14 protein-coding genes, 3 rRNA genes and 2 riboswitches are annotated in these 19,619 nt (G+C 54.4%); of the genes, 3 read left to right on the forward strand and 14 right to left on the reverse strand.

Annotated elements, in window-relative coordinates; all coding sequences use genetic code 11:
• Positions 1 to 188: 188 nt before the first annotated feature.
• From purF to ACZ439_RS10260, 9 genes are all read right to left on the reverse strand, one after another.
• The gene (gene purF / locus ACZ439_RS10220; protein ID WP_141336443.1) at positions 189 to 1,718 is read right to left on the reverse strand and encodes an amidophosphoribosyltransferase; all 1,530 of its coding nucleotides are present in this window, start codon (positions 1,716 to 1,718) and stop codon (positions 189 to 191) included.
• Entirely contained in the window at positions 1,703 to 3,946 is a 2,244-nt protein-coding gene (purL, locus tag ACZ439_RS10225; RefSeq protein WP_464620981.1) for a phosphoribosylformylglycinamidine synthase subunit PurL, read from the reverse strand. The genes purF and purL overlap by 16 nt, the downstream gene beginning before the upstream one ends.
• A complete protein-coding gene (gene purQ, locus ACZ439_RS10230) occupies positions 3,924 to 4,619 on the reverse strand; it encodes a phosphoribosylformylglycinamidine synthase subunit PurQ (RefSeq protein WP_054800264.1) in 696 nt (231 codons plus the stop codon). Before purQ ends, purL begins: the two co-directional genes overlap by 23 nt.
• Positions 4,620 to 4,640: 21 nt before the next feature.
• Complete coding sequence (gene purS / locus ACZ439_RS10235) at positions 4,641 to 4,889, reverse strand: phosphoribosylformylglycinamidine synthase subunit PurS (protein ID WP_054798097.1); 249 nt, start codon at positions 4,887 to 4,889, stop codon at positions 4,641 to 4,643.
• A gap of 52 nt (positions 4,890 to 4,941) precedes the next feature.
• The gene (locus ACZ439_RS10240) at positions 4,942 to 5,835 is read right to left on the reverse strand and encodes a phosphoribosylaminoimidazolesuccinocarboxamide synthase (RefSeq protein WP_054798098.1); all 894 of its coding nucleotides are present in this window, start codon (positions 5,833 to 5,835) and stop codon (positions 4,942 to 4,944) included.
• Between the two features lie 19 nt (positions 5,836 to 5,854).
• Complete coding sequence (gene purB, locus ACZ439_RS10245; protein ID WP_054800265.1) at positions 5,855 to 7,150, reverse strand: adenylosuccinate lyase; 1,296 nt, start codon at positions 7,148 to 7,150, stop codon at positions 5,855 to 5,857.
• Positions 7,151 to 7,168: 18 nt separating this feature from the next.
• On the reverse strand, positions 7,169 to 8,368 hold the full coding sequence (gene purK, locus ACZ439_RS10250) for a 5-(carboxyamino)imidazole ribonucleotide synthase (RefSeq protein ID WP_127608581.1): 1,200 nt from the start codon (positions 8,366 to 8,368) through the stop codon (positions 7,169 to 7,171).
• Positions 8,365 to 8,850, reverse strand: a complete 486-nt coding sequence (gene purE, locus ACZ439_RS10255; protein ID WP_127608582.1) for a 5-(carboxyamino)imidazole ribonucleotide mutase — start codon at positions 8,848 to 8,850, stop codon at positions 8,365 to 8,367. The genes purK and purE overlap by 4 nt, the downstream gene beginning before the upstream one ends.
• Before the next feature lie 141 nt (positions 8,851 to 8,991).
• Positions 8,992 to 9,093: riboswitch (purine riboswitch) on the reverse strand.
• A gap of 238 nt (positions 9,094 to 9,331) precedes the next feature.
• Positions 9,332 to 10,042 carry a DUF6483 family protein gene (locus tag ACZ439_RS10260; RefSeq protein ID WP_054800267.1) on the reverse strand — a complete coding sequence of 237 codons (711 nt, stop codon included), beginning with the start codon at positions 10,040 to 10,042 and terminating at the stop codon, positions 9,332 to 9,334.
• Positions 10,043 to 10,232: 190 nt separating this feature from the next.
• A riboswitch (cyclic di-AMP (ydaO/yuaA leader) is annotated at positions 10,233 to 10,391 on the forward strand.
• Between the two features lies 1 nt (position 10,392).
• Here ACZ439_RS10260 and ACZ439_RS10265 point away from each other — a divergent pair.
• The 3 genes from ACZ439_RS10265 to ACZ439_RS10275 all read left to right on the forward strand — a co-directional run bounded on the left by ACZ439_RS10265 (position 10,393) and on the right by ACZ439_RS10275 (position 12,962).
• Positions 10,393 to 11,229, forward strand: coding sequence for a stalk domain-containing protein (locus tag ACZ439_RS10265; RefSeq protein WP_280531820.1), 837 nt, complete (start codon positions 10,393 to 10,395; stop codon positions 11,227 to 11,229).
• A gap of 129 nt (positions 11,230 to 11,358) precedes the next feature.
• Entirely contained in the window at positions 11,359 to 12,054 is a 696-nt protein-coding gene (locus ACZ439_RS10270) for a polysaccharide deacetylase family protein (protein ID WP_054798102.1), read from the forward strand.
• Positions 12,055 to 12,197: 143 nt separating this feature from the next.
• Positions 12,198 to 12,962: an AAA family ATPase gene (locus ACZ439_RS10275; RefSeq protein ID WP_127608592.1), complete on the forward strand. Its 765-nt coding sequence runs from the start codon at positions 12,198 to 12,200 to the stop codon at positions 12,960 to 12,962.
• A gap of 41 nt (positions 12,963 to 13,003) precedes the next feature.
• Here the strand turns inward: ACZ439_RS10275 and ACZ439_RS10280 are convergent, their stop codons facing one another.
• The 5 genes from ACZ439_RS10280 to ACZ439_RS10300 all read right to left on the reverse strand — a co-directional run bounded on the left by ACZ439_RS10280 (position 13,004) and on the right by ACZ439_RS10300 (position 19,235).
• A complete protein-coding gene (locus ACZ439_RS10280) occupies positions 13,004 to 13,201 on the reverse strand; it encodes a hypothetical protein (RefSeq protein ID WP_054798103.1) in 198 nt (65 codons plus the stop codon).
• A 107-nt stretch (positions 13,202 to 13,308) separates the two neighbouring features.
• Positions 13,309 to 14,064: a 3'-5' exonuclease gene (locus ACZ439_RS10285; protein ID WP_164751865.1), complete on the reverse strand. Its 756-nt coding sequence runs from the start codon at positions 14,062 to 14,064 to the stop codon at positions 13,309 to 13,311.
• Positions 14,065 to 14,173: 109 nt separating this feature from the next.
• A 5S ribosomal RNA gene (gene rrf, locus ACZ439_RS10290) occupies positions 14,174 to 14,290 on the reverse strand.
• A 120-nt stretch (positions 14,291 to 14,410) separates the two neighbouring features.
• Positions 14,411 to 17,477 (reverse strand): 23S ribosomal RNA (locus ACZ439_RS10295).
• Positions 17,478 to 17,684: 207 nt separating this feature from the next.
• Positions 17,685 to 19,235, reverse strand: a 16S ribosomal RNA gene (locus ACZ439_RS10300).
• Together the 16S, 23S and 5S rRNA genes form the textbook arrangement of a ribosomal RNA operon.
• Positions 19,236 to 19,619 lie beyond the last annotated feature (384 nt).

Genomic DNA, 19,619 nt, shown 5'->3' on the forward strand with positions numbered 1-19,619 from the left:
CGACCGCTCTAAGCTCCATATTGTTAAGCCGTTAATGGTGCCATACGGCCTCCAGCCTTTTTTCCGTGCTCTTTAGCCCTACAGTACAGGCTTCTGGATGCCTTATTTTCATAATTTCCGCCGACTGCTTCGGGGAAGAAGACTGACAAGGGTTCTTCAGCAAGGAACGAACTTCCGGAACCTTCTCCCTAGTCGCAGCCGCAGCCGAGAGCGGCCTCATCCGGCACCGGCGTCGGGTAGTGATTGTCGAAACAGGCGGTACAGTGACCGCGGTTATACTCGCCGTTCGGACGTCCGATCGCGGCCAGCAGCCCGTCCTTCGTCAAGAAATGCAGCGAGTCGGCGTTGATCGCCTGGCGAATCTCTTCCACCGATTTCACCGCCGCGATCAGCTCTTGGCGGCTCGGCGTATCAATCCCGTAGAAGCACGGGTTGGCGAACGGCGGCGAGCTGATGCGCACGTGCACTTCGGACGCGCCCGCTTCGCGAAGCAGGTTCACGATGCGAAGCGAAGTCGTGCCGCGCACGATCGAATCGTCGATCATGACGACGCGTTTGCCTTCCACGATGCTGCGCACCGCAGACAACTTCATCTTCACGCCCTGCTCGCGCAGCTCTTGGCTAGGCTGGATAAAGGTCCGGCCGGTATAGCGGTTTTTGATCAAGCCGAGCTCGTACGGAATGCCCGTCTGCTCCGCATACCCGATGGCTGCCGAAATCGAAGAATCCGGCACGCCCGTTACTACATCCGCGTCCACGAACGCTTCCATCGCAAGCTGACGGCCCATCCGCTTACGGGCGGAGTGGATGTTCGTCTCGTCAATGTCGCTGTCCGGACGCGCGAAGTAGATGTATTCCATCGCGCAGATCGCGCGCTGCTTAACCGGCGAGAACCGGTCATACGTCACCGCGCCCGTCTTCAAATCCAGAATCAGCAGCTCGCCCGGCTCGATATCCCGTTCGAACTTGCCGCCGACAGCATCGAACGCACAGGACTCGGAGGCGAACAATCGCGCCGTACCCAGCCGCCCCATCACGAACGGACGCAAGCCGTGCGAATCACGAGCCACGATGAGCTTATCCCGCGTCTGAAACAGGAACGCGAACGCGCCTTCCACCTGCAGCAGCGCATCCTTCACGGCCAGCACGATGTCGTCATGCTTCGAGCGGGCGATCAAGTGTGCCACAACCTCGGTATCGCTCGTCGTCTGGAAGATCGAGCCCTCGCGCTCCAGACGCTTCTTGATGTCCGGCGCATTCGTCAAATTACCGTTCGTCGCAATCGCCAGATCGCCCTCGCGGTATTTGAAGACGAGCGGCTGCGCGTTCGCGAGCTTGCTCTCCCCCGACGTCGAGTAGCGCACGTGCCCGATCGCACAGGTACCGCTCAACGTCGCGAGGTTTTCGTTGTTGAATACTTCCTTCACAAGTCCCATGCCCCGGTGGTAGTTGAACGACTCCCCGCCGGTTACGCTGATGCCCGCGCTCTCCTGCCCTCGATGCTGAAGCGCATGAAGGCCGTAATAGGACAAGGAAGCAGCCTCCACATGTCCGAACACCCCGAACACGCCGCACTCCTCGCGCAATTTGTCGAACAAGCCGTCATGGCTGTTGATGCCTTCGTTATAAAAGTTCCCGGTCCAGAGCTGCCGCACAGCTCCGGTCCCGTTCACTCTAACTCCTGCTCCTTGTCCGCCGACGATCAGTTCATCAGACATGGAATCGCATCCTTCCAAACCTTTTCTAGTTGTGTTACAGATGCATCGATGGCCGAAACGCCATTCACCGAAACTTCCAGCTTCTCGCCGCCGACCGTACCTAATACTTGTACCGGCACGCCCCGCGATACCAACAGCTTCTCAAGCTCGCCGGCTTTATCCGCCGAAGCGCTGAGCAGAATCCGCGATTGGCTTTCGCTGAACAGCGCGATATCCGCACGCAGTTCGCTCGTGAAGTTAACCTTCGCCCCAATACGGCCGCTCATGCAGCTTTCCGCCAATGCGACAGCCAGGCCGCCGTCGGACAAGTCATGCGCCGAAGCGACAAGTCCGCTTTGGATCGCGCTGAGCACCGCATCCAGCAAAACTTTCTCTTCGTCCAAATCGATCGCGGGAGGACGTCCTTCCGTCACGCCGTGTACGACGTACTGGAACTCGCTGCCGCCCAGCTCCGCTTTTGTGTTGCCCAGCAGCAGGACGACGTCGCCCTCGCGCTTAAAGCCTTGCGTCGTAATATGATCGACGTCGTGCACCAAGCCGACCATGCCGACGACCGGCGTCGGGTAAATCGCGCCTTTGGCGTTCTCGTTGTACAAGCTGACGTTACCGCCGATCACCGGCGCATTCAGCTTGCGGCAAGCTTCCGCCATCCCGTCGACCGCTTTCTCCAGCTGCCAGAAAATTTCCGGCTTCTCCGGGCTGCCGAAGTTCAGGTTGTCCGTAATCGCGAGCGGCTCGGCGCCGGAGCACACATTGTTGCGCGCCGCTTCCGCGACGGCGATACGTCCGCCTACTTCCGGATCCAAATACACGTAACGGCCGTTGCAATCGGTCGACATCGACAATGCCTTGCGGGAGCCGCGAATCGTAACGACCGCCGCATCGGAACCCGGCTGAACCGCCGTGCTCGTGCGCACCATGTAATCGTATTGGTTATAAACCCATTCTTTGCTCGCAACCGTAGGAGACGCCAGCACCTTCAGCAAAGCGCCGTTCAAGTCCGTCACTTCGGCATAACGCGTCGTATCGACGGAAGCATTCGCCTCGTAGTACGCAGGCACCGCCGAAGGCTTATGGTACATCGGGCACTCGTCGACCAGCGCCGTAACCGGCATGTTGCCGACCAGCTCGCCTTTATGGTACAGCTTCAGGTTGCCGTCGTCCGTTACTTTACCGACCTTCGCGCAGTGCAGGCCCCAACGCTCGAAAATCGCTTTTGCCTGAGCTTCATGCTCCGGCTTAACAACGAACAGCATGCGCTCCTGCGATTCGGACAGCATCATCTCGTAAGGCGTCATGCCTTCCTCGCGCTGCGGCACCTCATCCAAATATAATTCCATGCCGTTGCCGGCTTTACTTGCCATCTCCGCGCTCGAGCAGGTCAAGCCCGCGGCGCCCATATCTTGAATCCCGACGACGATGCCGGAATTGATCAAATCCAGACAAGCTTCAAGCACGAGCTTCTCCATGAAAGGATCGCCCACCTGCACGGCCGAACGCTTGGATTCGGATTCCGCCGTCAAGTCCTCGGATGCGAACGTCGCACCGTGAATGCCGTCGCGGCCCGTTGCCGGTCCGACATAGAACACCGGGTTGCCGACGCCTTTGGCCACACCCTTCTGGATTTTGTCATGGTCGATGAGGCCCACGCACATCGCGTTAACGAGCGGGTTGCCTTCGTAGCTCTCGTCGAACATGATCTCGCCGCCGACCGTCGGAATGCCGATACAGTTGCCGTAACCGGCAATCCCCGACACGACATGCTCGAACAAATATTTCACGCGGTCGTTCGTCAACCGTCCGAACCGCAAGCTATTCAGAACCGCAACCGGACGCGCGCCCATGGAGAAAATATCGCGGATAATCCCGCCCACACCCGTCGCTGCGCCTTGGTAAGGCTCTACCGCGGAAGGATGGTTATGACTTTCAATCTTGAATACAACCGCCTGATTGTCGCCGATATCGACGATCCCGGCGCCTTCGCCGGGCCCCATCAGAACGCGCGGGCCGGTGGTCGGAAACTTTTTCAGCACAACCTTGGAATTTTTATAGGAACAGTGTTCAGACCACATGACGCTGAACACGCCGATTTCTACATAATTCGGTTTACGGCCGAGGAATCCGCAGATTTTCTCATACTCCGCATCCGATACGCCGAACTGCTTGTACACCTTCTGCTCTTCGATTTGCTGAGCCGTTGGCTCCTTAGCCGATAGCTGCTGCGCCATGCTTTTCCCTCCAAGTGCTCAAAATCGATGTAAACATGCGGCGGCCGTCCGCCGAACCCAGAATCTCGCTGATCGCCCGCTCCGGATGCGGCATCATGCCGAGCACGTTGCCCGCTTTGTTGCAGATGCCCGCGATATCTTCAACGGAACCGTTCGGGTTGTTGCCCGCCTCGTAACGGAACACGATTTGGTTGTTCGCTTTCAGCTCTGCCAGCGTGGCGTCGTCACAGTAGTAGTTGCCTTCGCCGTGCGCGATCGGGATGTCAATGAGCTCGCCCTGCGCATATTCTTTCGTGAACGGCGTATCCGCGTTCTCCACTTGCAGCAAAGCCGAATGACAGCGGAACTTCATCGAGTTGTTGCGCAGCAGCGCTCCCGGGAGAAGTCCGGCTTCCGTCAATATTTGAAAACCGTTGCAGATGCCCAGCACGTATTTGCCTTGAGCCGCCGCTTCCACCAGCGCATTCATAACCGGCGCAAAACGGGCGATCGCTCCGCAGCGCAGGTAGTCGCCGTAGGAAAACCCTCCGGGTACGAGAATGCAATCGTATTTCGACAAATCCGTTTCCGTATGCCACACATAATCAACAGGCTGTCCGATAGTGTCCTCTACCGCTTTGTAGCAGTCGATGTCACAGTTGGAGCCGGGAAATACCAGTACCGCGAAATTCATCGCCTTCGCTCCTCCTTTTGGTTAAGCCTGAACCAGCTCGAAACGGTAATCTTCGATGACCGTGTTCGCAAGCAGCTTCTCGCACATCGCTTTCAAGCGCTCCTCGGCCGCCGCGCGGTCGTTCGTGTTCAGTTCCACTTCCAAATACTTGCCGATCCGCACTCTGCTTACCTCGTCGAAGCCCATCGTGTGCAGTGCGCCTTGCACGGCGGTTCCCTGCACATCCAGTACGCTTTGCTTAATTGTTACATACACGGTCGCTTTAAACATCGAAAAAAGTACCTCCCGCAAAATGGTTTAATGTCGCTTGCGCGTCTATTCTTTAGCCCTGCACCAAACGGTTGTATATATCACGGTAACGCCGGCTCGTCTCTTCCACCACGTGCGGCGGCAGCGGGTCCGGCTCGCTGTTCTTATCCCAATCCGTTCCGGACAAATACGTCCGAACCGGTTCTTTATCCATCCCGTCGATCTCGATATCGAGCTCGTACTTCGTCTTGTCCCAGAATCTCGAAGAATCCGGAGTGAAAATTTCATCGATAAGAATAATTTCGCCGTCAATTAGACCGAATTCAAACTTCGTATCCGCCAAAATGATGCCCCGCTCCGCGCAAAACGCATGCGCGAATTCGTACAGCCGGATGCTCTTCTCCTGCAGCTGCTCGGTCAATTCCGCACCCACGAGCTCTTTCATCCGCTCGATCGAAATGTCCTCGTCGTGGCCGACGTCGTTCTTCGCCGCGGGGGTGAAGAGCGGCTGCGGGAACCGCTCGTTCTTGCGCATCCCTTCCGGCAGCTTGTGGCCGTTCACTTCGCCCGACTTCTGGTACTGACGCCAGCCGCCGCCGGTAATATACCCGCGCACGACGCACTCGATGTCGATCCGCTCCGCTTTCTTCGTAACCATGAAGCGGTCCTTCATCATATCCGCATCCGTGATGATATCGCCCAAACGCTCCACATCCGCATGCACGACATGGTTCGGCTGAATGGCCGCCGTCTGCTCGAACCAGAACTTGCTGAGCGAGTTCAGCACGTTTCCCTTATCCGGCACGGCCGGGCTTAACACCCAGTCGAACGCGGAAATCCGGTCGGTGACCGCAATCAGGAAGTGCTCGCCGAGATCGTACAGCTCCCGCACTTTGCCCTTATATAGAAGCGGCGCCTTGACATACTCTTGCGCGCTCGAAATCGCCGTTGTTGCCTTCTCTCCCATGACGTGAATGGCCTCCCTTTTAGCTTAAGCCGAGACGGCGGAAAATCGTATCGACATGCTTCAAATGCCAGCTCGGATTAAACGCATCCTCAATCTCTTCCACGCTCAGCGCCTCCGTAATCGCCGGCGTGCTCAGCACGATCTCGCGGAACGAACGCTGCTCTTCCCACGCCTGCATGGCGCGCGGCTGCACGGTGTCGTACGCTTGCTCGCGGCTGAAGCCCTTGTCGATCAGCTTCGTCATGACGCGGCCGGAGAACGGCACGCCGTACGTGCTTTGCATATTCCGTTTCATGTTCTCAGGGAACACGGTCAAGTTCTTCACGATGTTGCCCAGACGGTTCAGCATGTAGTTCAGAAGAATCGTCGCATCCGGCAAAATAACTCGCTCCACCGAGGAATGCGAAATATCGCGCTCATGCCACAGCGTCACATTCTCGTAAGCGGAGATCATGTGGCCGCGGATGACGCGAGCCAGACCCGAGATGCTCTCGCAGCCGATCGGGTTGCGCTTGTGCGGCATGGCCGACGAGCCCTTCTGGCCTTTCGCGAACGGTTCTTCGACTTCGCGGAATTCGCTCTTCTGCAAAGCGCGGATTTCCGTCGCGAACTTGTCCAGCGACGTAGCGATTAGCGCCAGCGTCGCCATGTATTCCGCGTGGCGGTCGCGCTGCAGCGTCTGCGTCGAGATCGGCGCAGGCTTCGTGCCGAGCTTGCCGCAGACGTATTCTTCGACGAACGGATCGATGTTGGCGTATGTACCGACCGCGCCGGAAATTTTGCCGAACTGCACGCCGTCCGCCGCAAAGCGGAAACGCTCCAGGTTACGCTTCATTTCTTCATACCAAAGCGCCATTTTCAAACCGAACGTCGTCGGCTCCGCATGCACCCCGTGCGTGCGTCCCATCATCGGCGTGTCTTTATAGGCAATCGCTTTTTCCTTCACGATTTCGATGAAGTTCACGATGTCTTTTTCCAAAATGTCGTTCGCTTGCTTCAGCAGGTAGCCGAGCGCCGTGTCAACGACGTCCGTCGACGTCAAGCCGTAATGCACCCATTTGCGCTCCGGGCCAACCTTCTCGGATACCGCGCGGGTGAAGGCGATCACGTCGTGACGCGTCTCCTGCTCGATTTCGTAAATGCGGTCGATGTCGAAGCTGGCGTTCTTGCGCAGCTCAGCAACGTCTTCCTTCGGAATGACGCCGAGTTCCGCCCACGCCTCACAGGATAAGATTTCCACTTCCAGCCAAGCCTTGAATTTATTCTCTTCCGTCCAAATCGCGCCCATTTCAGGCCGGGTATAACGATCGATCATGTTTGTTTCTCCATCCCTCTATTTTTTATTAGACTCCCATATATTTGAAGCCTCTATCCAGCGAAATGCCGCTTCCGGCGACGCCGTCAGCAAATTCACATGCCCCATCTTGCGTCCTTGCTTCGCTTCCTGCTTGCCGTATAAGTGCAGCTTCGCCGTCACGCCAGCCACTTCCCGCTCCGACTCGGGCTTTGCGATCCACGCGAGCAGCGGCTCCACGTGCTCGCCTAGCACATTCGCCATCACGACCGGCTGCATGAGCGCCGGATCGCCGAGCGGCAAATTGCAGATCGCGCGCACATGCTGCTCGAACTGCGACGTCCGGCACGCCTCCATCGTATAGTGGCCGGAGTTGTGCGGCCGCGGCGCCAGCTCGTTGACGAACAGTTCGCCGTCTTCCGTGAGAAACATCTCGACCGCGATCAGGCCGATGACGTCGAGCCCTTCCGCGATTTGCACCGCCATCCGTTCCGCCCGCTCCAGTACGTCCGCCGGCACTCGTGCCGGTACGATGGATACGTGCAGGATGTTGTTCACATGCTCGTTCTCCGCCGCAGGGAACGCCCGCACCTCGCCGCGCGGGCTGCGTGCGGCAATGACGGATATTTCCTTCGCGAAACGAATAAACTGTTCCAGCACAAGCTCGGTCTTGGCCCGGCTTAACGTTGCGTAGGCTTCCTCGATCTCCTCCGCCGAGCGGATGACCCACTGGCCCTTCCCATCGTAGCCGCCTGTCGCCGTCTTCAGCACGCACGGCGTGCCGAACCGGCCGACCGCCTCCCGCAGCTGTTCCACGCTGCCGATCTCCGCATACGGCGCCACTTTCACGCCAGCCGCTTCGATCGCCCGCTTCTCCCGCAGCCGGTGCTGCGTCGTATAAAGCAGCCTGCTGCCCTGCGGAACGTATGATTCGTTCATCAGCAGCTCCGTCACGCTCGCATCCACGTTCTCGAACTCATAGGTAATGACGTCCGACAGCTCCGCAAGCTTCCGTGCCGCCTCTATGTCATCGTACCCTGCTACGATCTGCTTGTCCGCCACTTGTCCGCACGGCGCGTCCGGCGTTGGATCGAGCGTAGCGAAGCGATAGCCCATCGCCCGCCCGGCAAGCGCCAGCATCCGTCCGAGCTGCCCGCCCCCGAGCACGCCGATCGTCGCGCCCGGCGTCAGCACCTTGTCCGGATCGTACGGCTTCTCCCGCACTGTTCTTTCCGTCATTCCAGCACGCTCTTTTCTATCACCGTTTGCGCAACGCGCTCCCGTCGTTCCACAATCCGCCGCTGCAGCTCCGGATCGAAAGCGCCAAGCACCTGTGCCGCATACAGCCCCGCATTCGTTGCGCCCGCTTGTCCGATCGACATCGTGCCGACCGGCACGCCGCCAGGCATCTGCACGATGGAGTACAGCGAATCGAGCCCGCTCAGCGTGGACGACTTCACCGGAACGCCGATCACCGGCACCACCGTCTTTGCCGCCACCATTCCCGGCAAATGCGCGGCGCCGCCCGCGCCCGCAATAATGATCTTCAGCCCTCGTTCCACCGCCGTCTCGGCGTACTCGAACATCAAATCGGGCGTTCGGTGCGCGGAGACGACTTTTTTCTCGTAAGGGACTCCGAGCTCGTCAAGCACGCTGCAAGCATGCTTCATCGTTTCCCAATCGGATTGACTGCCCATAATGACACCCACAAGCACAGACATGGTAACCTCCGTTGTCGATTTATCGCTAACAAATAAAAAACGCCCTTCGGATAGATACTGAACTTATAGTGCAGTCTATCGGCAGGACGACAAGAAATACCCCTAAGCGCAAGTTAAGGCCTGGCACAGAACATGCCGACCTCTTCATGAACACTTACTCGTAGTCCAAAAATTTAAGGTTTTCGGGTAGATACTTTCGGGCCATATTCCCGACGATATACGAGACTATTTAACTAACTTTCCTCAAGCTCTTTCACTTCCTTAGTTTAGCAGGCTTTAACACACCGTGTCAACTAGAAAACACGAACATTCCATTATATTAATGAAAAATAGTTCGCTTTTCACGCAATGTTCATGCCGTGTTCCTCATTAAAAAACAACGGAGCCAGTTGAATCCCGGCACCGTCATTCCCACTATTTCCCACGTAAGTGTATGCAAAAGGCATATTCATGAAGTCCGGCTCCAGTCATGAACATCCATTCATCCATCATCGGCCTCCTCCCTGCGGGCTCCTGATTTGAATTTCGCAAGCTCCGCCATGCCCTGCCGTACTTCTTCCCGCGATAACCCTCCGTCTTCCAGCTGCAATGTCGAATCCGTCAGCCAGCGCTCGTACATCTCCATGCCGATGTCCAGTACGCGTGAAAGCCCCTCGTTCCATGCATCCCCCTTCACTTCATCGATCCAGTGAAAAAGCGCATCTTCCGCCTTAGCAAGCCGTCCTGTCTCATCATAATAAGGAACAAGCAGTTCGAGCTGGGAGGCCTCCATGCCCGATCGACCGATCAATTCCAACGAAGTCTCGATCCTTCGCTCCGTTTCCTCGCGCAAGTCCGCACTTTCCTCCATCTTACGAATCGTCAGCAGCAGCTCAAGCCATTTAAGCGCCTCGGCCTTCCCGACCTGTATCTGCCCTTCCTGCTGCAGTACCTTGACACGGGCCAACAGCAGGTCTGAGGCTGCGAGCGCCTTCCCGATATCCGGATGTCCGCCAGGCGAGAGGAGCACCAGCAAATCTTTCACCGACAACGCCTGCAGCAGCTTGGAATCCAAACCGACGAGCTGCCTTAACGCATGGTTCAACAATTCCATACGCTCGTGGAACGATAACGCCTGTTTATGTAAAACTTTCATGACTACCCGAGCCGTCTGCTCGATGAGCTTCATTATAATATAATCGCGCTGATACATGTCTGATGCCTCCGTTTCTGTACAGATCGTCCTGCCCCCAAGTCTAGAGCGCAGATTGCAGGAACAGGTTTTTATTGTACCACCGATCCTGTTTCCGGACATCGATTCAGGCCGAAATTCATCGCGATTTACAATTCCAGGAAGTGACTGGATGAATTTATGCATTGAACCATTACGGCAACCTATGGTAAGTTTTTAAAAGCCGAATCGAACAGTTCATTTTCTGAACGTACGGGGGACGCATCACATGGGGTGAATAATTGAGTTCCGCGATTGCCGCGGGCCAGCTTAGGGAAAATCCTCTTCCCGAACCCGACAACTAACCTCGGAGGCTGACAGGAGGGATACAATTGAATAAGAAATTCAAAAGCATGCTTCTTGCATGCAGCTTGATGTTGCCTGCGTTTTTGTCCGCAGCGCTGCCGGCACACGCCGCTCCGTTAAATCTGCCCACTGATATCAAGGTGCAGATCAACGACTCGCTGGTGCACTTCCCGGATGCCCAGCCGCTTCTGGACGGCAACTCGAAGCTTCATGTTCCTGCGCGGACAATCGCCGAAAAACTCGGCTATAAACTGACTTGGCAGCAGGAAGGCTCGCAAATTCACGTTGCGATCAGCAGCGGCGATACGACCTTATCGGTCACAACCGGGGAACAAGTCATCAGCGTTAATAACCAAACCGCTTCAATCGAACATCCGGTGAAAATGGTGAACGGCCGCGTCTATGTCCCGTTCCGTCTGCTTGCCGAAACGTTCGGCAAGACCACCCAATGGGATGCGAACAACCGGATCGCCATTCTCGGTACGGACGGCAAATACCACGCTCCGGCATGGTATCGTCCCAAGACGATCGCCAAAAATTATGTGAAAGTCATTGAAGCGAAGGCTACTGCCTATACCGCTGCTCCAAGCGAGAACGGTGGGTATGGCTCGCTGGATTATATGGGTAACACGCTGAAGCTCGGTACCATCGCTGTCGATCCGAACATCATTCCCCTCGGTTCCAAAGTGTATATCGAAGGATATAACTATGCAGGGCTCCCAACCGGCGGAATGTACGCAACGGCCACCGATGTCGGCGGTGCGATTAAAGGGAACAAAATCGACATCTTCGTTCCTGAAAGCCCGAGTCAAGCATCGCGGTTCGGCATTCAACAAGTGAAAGTGTACGTTCTCGGTTCTTAAGCAACCGTAAGCCCCCCACAACAGCAGCCTTTCGAGGCTGCTGTTTTTATTTGCCTGCCTTTGTTCGTGGATAGCACACTGCGTTTAGCCCGAAACTACAAGTAAATATCCCGGCGGAGGTGGTGTGACATGTTCAGGAAGGTTATGCTGCTGATGTTCTGCTTGCTGCTCTGTTGCACGACGGCGAGCGCCGCGGCGCCCGGCAGCGATGAAGTCGTCTGGAACGTGCAAACCGATCAGAAGCTGATCGCATTAACGTTCGATGACGGCCCCAATCCGGTTTATACGCCGCAGATTCTCGATATTCTTCGAGACTATCAGGCCAAGGGTACGTTCTTCGTACTCGGCAAACGGGTGCAGTTGTTTCCCGCCATCGCCATTCGCGAAGTGAACGAAGGACATGAAATTGCCAATCATACGTTCGACCATCATTATTTGAAAAATTATCCTCCCGAGCGGTTGATTCAGGAAATTCGCCAAACGCAGGAGGTCATCTTTGATATTACGGAACAGATGCCGAACGTGTTTCGTCCTCCCGGAGGTTTTTATAACGACACGCTGCTCCATTCGATGAAAGAAGATAAGCTGACCGTCGTGATGTGGTCCTGGTATATGGATACGAAGGATTGGCGCAAGCCCGGCGTCGACAAAATCGTTCAGCAGGTGCTCGGGAACGTGCACAACGGCGACATCGTGTTGTTTCACGATTTGGAGGGGGATTGCACGCAAACGGTTGAAGCCTTGAAGCGGATTCTGCCGGAGCTTAAATCACGAGGCTATCAATTCGTAACCGTGTCCGATCTTATCGCGAAGACGCGGAAATAAATAAAGCCGGCCCACTGGTGCGTGAGGCCGGCTTTGCAATAGCTTTGGCATGTTACTTATTTTTAGTTTTCCATTATTACATAATTTATGATATTATAAATGAAGAAAAGCGTACATACGTTCCTGTCTGGAGTTGATACATGATGGCGACCGCCACCAAGGACCCGTATATCCGCAGCATCGAACTGCTTCGGGATAAAGTGCCTTCCTTCACCCGTTATCCGTTCCACCTTTCCGCTCTGCGTGATTTCTCCGGGTTAAAGCTTCACCCCAAAGTTACTTATATCATCGGAGAGAACGGAACCGGCAAATCGACGCTGCTGGAGGCGATTGCTATTGCCTGGGGTTTTAATCCCGAAGGCGGCACATTAAATTTTGCGTTTTCGACGCGTGATTCCCATTCGGAGCTTTATCGTTACATCCGCTTGGTTCGGGGCGTGACTAAACCGAGAGACGGATTCTTTTTTCGAGCTGAAACTTATTACAATTTGGCGACGAATATCGACCAATTGGATAGCGAATTTTCGTACGGAAGACGCATCATCGACTCCTATGGCGGCAAGTCGCTTCATGAGCAGTCGCACGGAGAGTCATTCTTCTCCGCATTCGTCCATCGTTTCGGAGGCAACGGTCTCTACATCTTGGATGAGCCTGAAGCCGCACTGTCGCCGTTGAAGCAAATGTCGATGCTTGCACGTATCCACACCCTCGTTGAGCAGAACTCCCAGTTCATCATCTCGACGCACTCGCCGATTCTGATGAGTTACCCGGACGCCGTTCATTATCAATTAACCCCGGACGGTTTACAAAAGACGACTTTGGAAGAAACCGAGCACTACTTGATCACGAAGCAATTTATGACGAATCGGGAACGCATGCTCCGTACTTTATTTGAAGACGAGGAGTAAAAAAACAGGCGCACGTACTCCGCCTGTTTGCTATTGCTGCGCTAGATCGGTTTGCCGTTCTTCTTATTATCGTAGCGGTGACTGCGATTATCCAAGGGTCCCGGGCTGCCGCCGACCGGCGGTTGGATTTGAACCGGTTCTTCCGTCGTCCGGGTACGATGCAAATTTGTCGCCGCCGCGGCATGCGTTCCTAGTTCCGCCAGCTCATTATTCGAATTGTTTCCTTGAATCGGACTCATAGCTGAATGCCTCCTCTAGTTGAGTGTTATGCCATAGATGTAATCAGGGTTTAGTATGCCGCACAGCGGCACGGTTTCATCCGTCCGGCATCATTAAAAAACCCCCATCATAAAGTGGGGGCGGAGGACCGCAGCTTGGATCTTGTTTTACGTCCATAGGTTTGTTTATAAAATTTTGAAAACAACGTTTCGACCATTTCAATTTCCGATTCAGACAGATTCATGATGTCAAAATAATCTTGAGTTTCCTTATCGGAAGCAAACTCTTGCCATGTTAAGAAGCTATTATTTTGAACGGCTTGATTTAAGGCCGAGCTGATTTTCTTTTTGATGCCGCCTGTGCATAGCTTAAAATGGTCGGGCTTATAATACCGTTCTGACTTCACAATGTCCGGATTTATTTTTAGAAGCTCGCAGGCGTTCAATGCATCGTCGAGGGCCGAATGATGCTGCCCGACGAAAGGAATCTCTTTAGCTGCCAGCACTTGCTGTAATCCGCCATCAAAAAATCGGGACATATCGATCAAGCGTGTTAACCAATCCGAAGAGATCGCATGAATCTTACAGTCGACAAACAGACTGAAAAAGTCCGTACTTCCCCACGCTACGATTTTATAATCGACTCCACAGAAATCAATAAATTTGGCGATGACTTCCGGAAAAGGCGGGCTGGTGGTCAACACGTCCTTATCGATTTTGCAAAAATTCAAGGCGAATTGATTGATGGGGTACTTGGGATTGATATAACTTTGAAACGTATCGACGATCTGTAAATGTTCATTTAATTTAACTGCGCCAATTTCCAAGATCTCCATCGGATGGATAGCATAATGTTTTCTACCGTTAAACTCAAGATCGATCACAATGTACGGCAAGGTTTCACCCCATTTAGTTGTGCTGTGGGTTATTGTTTGTTTTTTTGAAGAAAAAAAGACCAGATCGACAACATGTCGAATCCTGGTCTTTTACGATGCTTGGCGACGTTCTACTCTCCCAGGACCCTGCGGTCCAAGTACCATCGACGCTGGAAGGCTTAACGTTCGTGTTCGGGATGGGTACGCGTGGTTCCCTTCCGCCATCATCACCAAACGGATGTTGATGCTTCTTGCGAAACATCAGATCTTGCCATTCAAGGCGGCTTGCACCTTGAAAACTGGATACGAAACTCAGCATGCTGAATGCTTTGACTTCACTAAAGTGAAAGTCTTTTTGGATAAGCCCTCGACCGATTAGTATTCGTCAGCTCCACACGTTGCCGCGCTTCCACCCCGAACCTATCAACCTCGTCGTCTACAAGGGGTCTTACTAATTGGGAAATCTCATCTTGAGGGGGGCTTCACGCTTAGATGCTTTCAGCGCTTATCCCGTCCGTACTTGGCTATCCAGCCGTGCTCCTGGCGGAACAACTGGTACACCAGCGGTACGTCCATCCCGGTCCTCTCGTACTAAGGACAGCTCCTCTCAAATTTCCTGCGCCCACGACAGATAGGGACCGAACTGTCTCACGACGTTCTGAACCCAGCTCGCGTACCGCTTTAATGGGCGAACAGCCCAACCCTTGGGACCTACTTCAGCCCCAGGATGCGATGAGCCGACATCGAGGTGCCAAACCTCCCCGTCGATGTGGACTCTTGGGGGAGATAAGCCTGTTATCCCCAGGGTAGCTTTTATCCGTTGAGCGATGGCCCTTCCATGCGGTACCACCGGATCACTAAGCCCGACTTTCGTCCCTGCTCGACCTGTTTGTCTCGCAGTCAAGCTCCCTTATGCCTTTGCACTCTTCGAATGATTTCCAACCATTCTGAGGGAACCTTGGGGCGCCTCCGTTACTCTTTAGGAGGCGACCGCCCCAGTCAAACTGCCCACCTGACACTGTCCCCGTACCGGTTCACGGTACCAGGTTAGAACTCCGATACGATCAGGGTGGTATCCCAACGGCGCCTCCACCCACGCTGGCGCGCAGGCTTCCCAGGCTCCCACCTATCCTGTACAGATCGTACCAAAGTCCAATATCAAGCTGCAGTAAAGCTCCATGGGGTCTTTCCGTCTTGTCGCGGGTAACCTGCATCTTCACAGGTATTAAAATTTCACCGGATCTCTCGTCGAGACAGCGCCCAAGTCGTTACGCCATTCGTGCGGGTCAGAATTTACCTGACAAGGAATTTCGCTACCTTAGGACCGTTATAGTTACGGCCGCCGTTTACTGGGGCTTCGGTTCACAGCTTCGGGTTGCCCCTAACCGCTCCCCTTAACCTTCCAGCACCGGGCAGGCGTCAGCCCGTATACTTCGCCTTGCGGCTTCGCACAGACCTGTGTTTTTGCTAAACAGTCGCTTGGGCCTTTTCACTGCGGCCCCCTCGGGCTATTCACCCTACCGAGGCACCCCTTCTCCCGAAGTTACGGGGTCATTTTGCCGAGTTCCTTAACGAGAGTTCTTCCGAGCGCCTTAGCATGCTCTGCTCGCCTACCTGTGTCGGTTTGCGGTACGGGCACCTTCTCCCTGGCTAGAGGCTTTTCTTGGCAGCCTGAACTCATGACCTTCGGTACTTAAATTTCCCTCCCCATCACAGCCCAGCCTTACGGTGTGCGGATTTGCCTACACACCAGCCTCACTGCTTGGACGAGCATCCATCAGCTCGCGTCACTATCCTTCTGCGTCACCCCATCGCTCATAACGGTTCACGGTGGTACAGGAATTTCAACCTGTTGTCCTTCGACTACGCCTTTCGGCCTCGCCTTAGGTCCCGACTTACCCTGAGCGGACGAACCTTCCTCAGGAACCCTTAGGCTTACGGCGGATCAGATTCTCACTGATCTTTTCGTTACTCATACCGGCATTCTCACTTGTATGCAGTCCACCAGTCCTCACGATCCAGCTTCTACCCGCATACAACGCTCCCCTACTGCCCGCATCGTGTTCACTCCAGCTTCGAAGCAGGATGTTTAGCCCCTGGAGACATTTAGCCAGATTCTTTCATCAACTTTAGTCGTTGAATCTGGCGAATGTCCCGTGGCCAAACATGACCTCAAAGACGCAGTGAACACGATGCTGACTCATAGCTTCGGTGGTGTGTTTAGCCCCGTTACATTTTCGGCGCAGAGTCACTCGACCAGTGAGCTATTACGCACTCTTTCAATGGTGGCTGCTTCTAAGCCAACATCCTGGTTGTCTGTGCAACTCCACATCCTTTCCCACTTAACACACACTTGGGGACCTTAGCTGATGATCTGGGCTGTTTCCCTCTTGACAATGGATCTTAGCACTCACTGTCTGACTCCCGGGATAACGTCTGTGGCATTCAGAGTTTGACTGGACTTGGTAACCCTTGGCGGGCCCCGCACCCAATCAGTGCTTTACCTCCACGACGCATCTCCCGAGGCTAGCCCTAAAGCTATTTCGGGGAGAACCAGCTATCTCCGAGTTCGATTGGAATTTCTCCGCTACCCCCACCTCATCCCCGAATTTTTCAACATTCGTGGGTTCGGGCCTCCAGTGCGTGTTACCGCACCTTCACCCTGGACAGGGGTAGATCACACGGTTTCGGGTCTACGCCTACAAACTATTTCGCCCTATTCAGACTCGCTTTCGCTGCGGCTACGGCTTCTCACCTTAACCTTGCTTGCAAACGTAACTCGCCGGTTCATTCTACAAAAGGCACGCCATCACCCTGTTGACGAACAAGTTCGCAACATAGGGCTCTGACTTCTTGTAAGCACACGGTTTCAGGTTCTTTTTCACTCCGCTCCCGCGGTTCTTTTCACCTTTCCCTCACGGTACTGCTTCACTATCGGTCACCAGGGAGTATTTAGCCTTGGCAGATGGTCCTGCCGGATTCAGACGGGGTTTCACGTGTCCCGCCCTACTCAGGATACGCCTAGGGTGTTCGCAGACTTTTGGTTACGGGGCTTTTACCCTCTATGGCCGGCCTTTCCAGACCTGTTCGCCTAACCTGCTGCACCCATGACGGCGTCCTACAACCCCAAGGAGCAAGCTCCTTGGTTTGGGCTAATCCGCTTTCGCTCGCCGCTACTGACGGAATCACTTTTGTTTTCTTTTCCTGAGGGTACTTAGATGTTTCAGTTCCCCTCGTATGCCTCCTATGCAGCTATGTATTCACTGCATGGTACGTGAGTATTACCTCACGCGGGTTCCCCCATTCGGACATCCCCGGATCAATGCCTGCTTACGGCTCCCCGAGGCGTTATCGTTGTTCGCCACGTCCTTCTTCGGCTCCTGGTGCCTAGGCATCCTCCGTGTGCTCTTTATAGCTTATCCAGCTATCACGTGTACGACCGAAGTCGTACCGGATTTTGATTCAGCATTTGTTGCTTTGTTTCGTTTATCCAGTTTTCAAGGAACAAACTTAATTATAGAAAGGCTATTGCGCCTTTCAAAACTGAACATCGAAGTGAGTGCTTCTGTTACAGCAGTGGTGCTGCTGTAGATTTGTCCGCCACCCTGCAGGTGACATGGACTCCATAGAAAGGAGGTGATCCAGCCGCACCTTCCGATACGGCTACCTTGTTACGACTTCACCCCAATCATCTACCCCACCTTCGGCGGCTGGCTCCTTGCGGTTACCCCACCGACTTCGGGTGTTGTAAACTCTCGTGGTGTGACGGGCGGTGTGTACAAGACCCGGGAACGTATTCACCGCGGCATGCTGATCCGCGATTACTAGCAATTCCGACTTCATGCAGGCGAGTTGCAGCCTGCAATCCGAACTGAGACCGGCTTCTAAGGATTCGCTCCATCTCGCGACTTCGCTTCCCGTTGTACCGGCCATTGTAGTACGTGTGTAGCCCAGGTCATAAGGGGCATGATGATTTGACGTCATCCCCACCTTCCTCCGGTTTGTCACCGGCAGTCAACTTAGAGTGCCCAACTGAATGCTGGCAACTAAGTTCAAGGGTTGCGCTCGTTGCGGGACTTAACCCAACATCTCACGACACGAGCTGACGACAACCATGCACCACCTGTCTCCTCTGCCCCGAAGGGAAGGTACATCTCTGTACCGGTCAGAGGGATGTCAAGACCTGGTAAGGTTCTTCGCGTTGCTTCGAATTAAACCACATACTCCACTGCTTGTGCGGGTCCCCGTCAATTCCTTTGAGTTTCACTCTTGCGAGCGTACTCCCCAGGCGGAGTGCTTATTGTGTTTACTTCGGCACCAAGGGTATCGAAACCCCTAACACCTAGCACTCATCGTTTACGGCGTGGACTACCAGGGTATCTAATCCTGTTTGCTCCCCACGCTTTCGCGCCTCAGCGTCAGTTACAGTCCAGAAAGCCGCCTTCGCCACTGGTGTTCCTCCACATCTCTACGCATTTCACCGCTACACGTGGAATTCCGCTTTCCTCTCCTGCACTCAAGTCTCCCAGTTTTCAGTGCGAACCGGGGTTGAGCCCCGGGCTTAAACACCAAACTTAAAAGACCGCCTGCGCGCGCTTTACGCCCAATAATTCCGGACAACGCTTGCCCCCTACGTATTACCGCGGCTGCTGGCACGTAGTTAGCCGGGGCTTTCTTCTCAAGTACCGTCACCCTCAGAGCAGTTACTCTCCGAGGCGTTCTTCCTTGGCAACAGAGCTTTACGATCCGAAAACCTTCATCACTCACGCGGCGTTGCTCCGTCAGGCTTGCGCCCATTGCGGAAGATTCCCTACTGCTGCCTCCCGTAGGAGTCTGGGCCGTGTCTCAGTCCCAGTGTGGCCGATCACCCTCTCAGGTCGGCTACGCATCGTCGCCTTGGTGGGCCATTACCCCACCAACTAGCTAATGCGCCGCAGGCCCATCCGTAAGCCACAGGTTGCCCCGTGTTTCATGATTCCCCCATGCGGAGAAATCAGCTATCCGGTCTTAGCTACCGTTTCCGGTAGTTATCCCGATCTTACAGGCAGGTTGCCTACGTGTTACTCACCCGTCCGCCGCTCCAGGGGGTTTCCCGTAAGGGAACACCCCAAGCGCTCGACTTGCATGTATTAGGCACGCCGCCAGCGTTCGTCCTGAGCCAGGATCAAACTCTCCATTAAAGTAGAAAGCTGACTTGCTCATTGTTGAAGCTAGCTGAGATATCGCTATCTCTTATTTAAAGCACTCACTCGATGTTCAGTTTTCAAAGGGCAATTTTTTTATTGCTTTACTCGGCTTTCATGGCCGGATTTGTAATATAGCATATTCAAATCTATTATGCAACTGCGTTGTTTTTCCATTCTTAGGTGCGTAACCACAAGCTCAGATCCATCAACTTCATTGCTTTTGGTGTTCTTTCGAACAACCAGAGTTGTAATATATCATATTCAACTCACTCTATGCAACTGTGTTGTTTTTCCATTCTTAGGTGCGTAACCACAAGCTCAGATCCACCAACTTCATTGCTTTTGGTGTTCTCTCGAACAACCAGAGTTGTAATATAT

The organism is Paenibacillus sp. JCM 9796 (assembly GCF_055379675.1).

Coding starts and splice junctions, on each gene's coding strand:
- purF (WP_141336443.1), bottom strand. CDS start 1,718: ATGTCTGATGAACTGATCGTCGGCGGACAAGGAGCAGGAGTTAGAGTG.
- purL (WP_464620981.1), bottom strand. CDS start 3,946: ATGGCGCAGCAGCTATCGGCTAAGGAGCCAACGGCTCAGCAAATCGAA.
- purQ (WP_054800264.1), bottom strand. CDS start 4,619: ATGAATTTCGCGGTACTGGTATTTCCCGGCTCCAACTGTGACATCGAC.
- purS (WP_054798097.1), bottom strand. CDS start 4,889: ATGTTTAAAGCGACCGTGTATGTAACAATTAAGCAAAGCGTACTGGAT.
- ACZ439_RS10240 (WP_054798098.1), bottom strand. CDS start 5,835: ATGGGAGAGAAGGCAACAACGGCGATTTCGAGCGCGCAAGAGTATGTC.
- purB (WP_054800265.1), bottom strand. CDS start 7,150: ATGATCGATCGTTATACCCGGCCTGAAATGGGCGCGATTTGGACGGAA.
- purK (WP_127608581.1), bottom strand. CDS start 8,368: ATGACGGAAAGAACAGTGCGGGAGAAGCCGTACGATCCGGACAAGGTG.
- purE (WP_127608582.1), bottom strand. CDS start 8,850: ATGTCTGTGCTTGTGGGTGTCATTATGGGCAGTCAATCCGATTGGGAA.
- ACZ439_RS10260 (WP_054800267.1), bottom strand. CDS start 10,042: ATGTATCAGCGCGATTATATTATAATGAAGCTCATCGAGCAGACGGCT.
- ACZ439_RS10270 (WP_054798102.1), top strand. CDS start 11,359: ATGTTCAGGAAGGTTATGCTGCTGATGTTCTGCTTGCTGCTCTGTTGC.
- ACZ439_RS10275 (WP_127608592.1), top strand. CDS start 12,198: ATGGCGACCGCCACCAAGGACCCGTATATCCGCAGCATCGAACTGCTT.
- ACZ439_RS10280 (WP_054798103.1), bottom strand. CDS start 13,201: ATGAGTCCGATTCAAGGAAACAATTCGAATAATGAGCTGGCGGAACTA.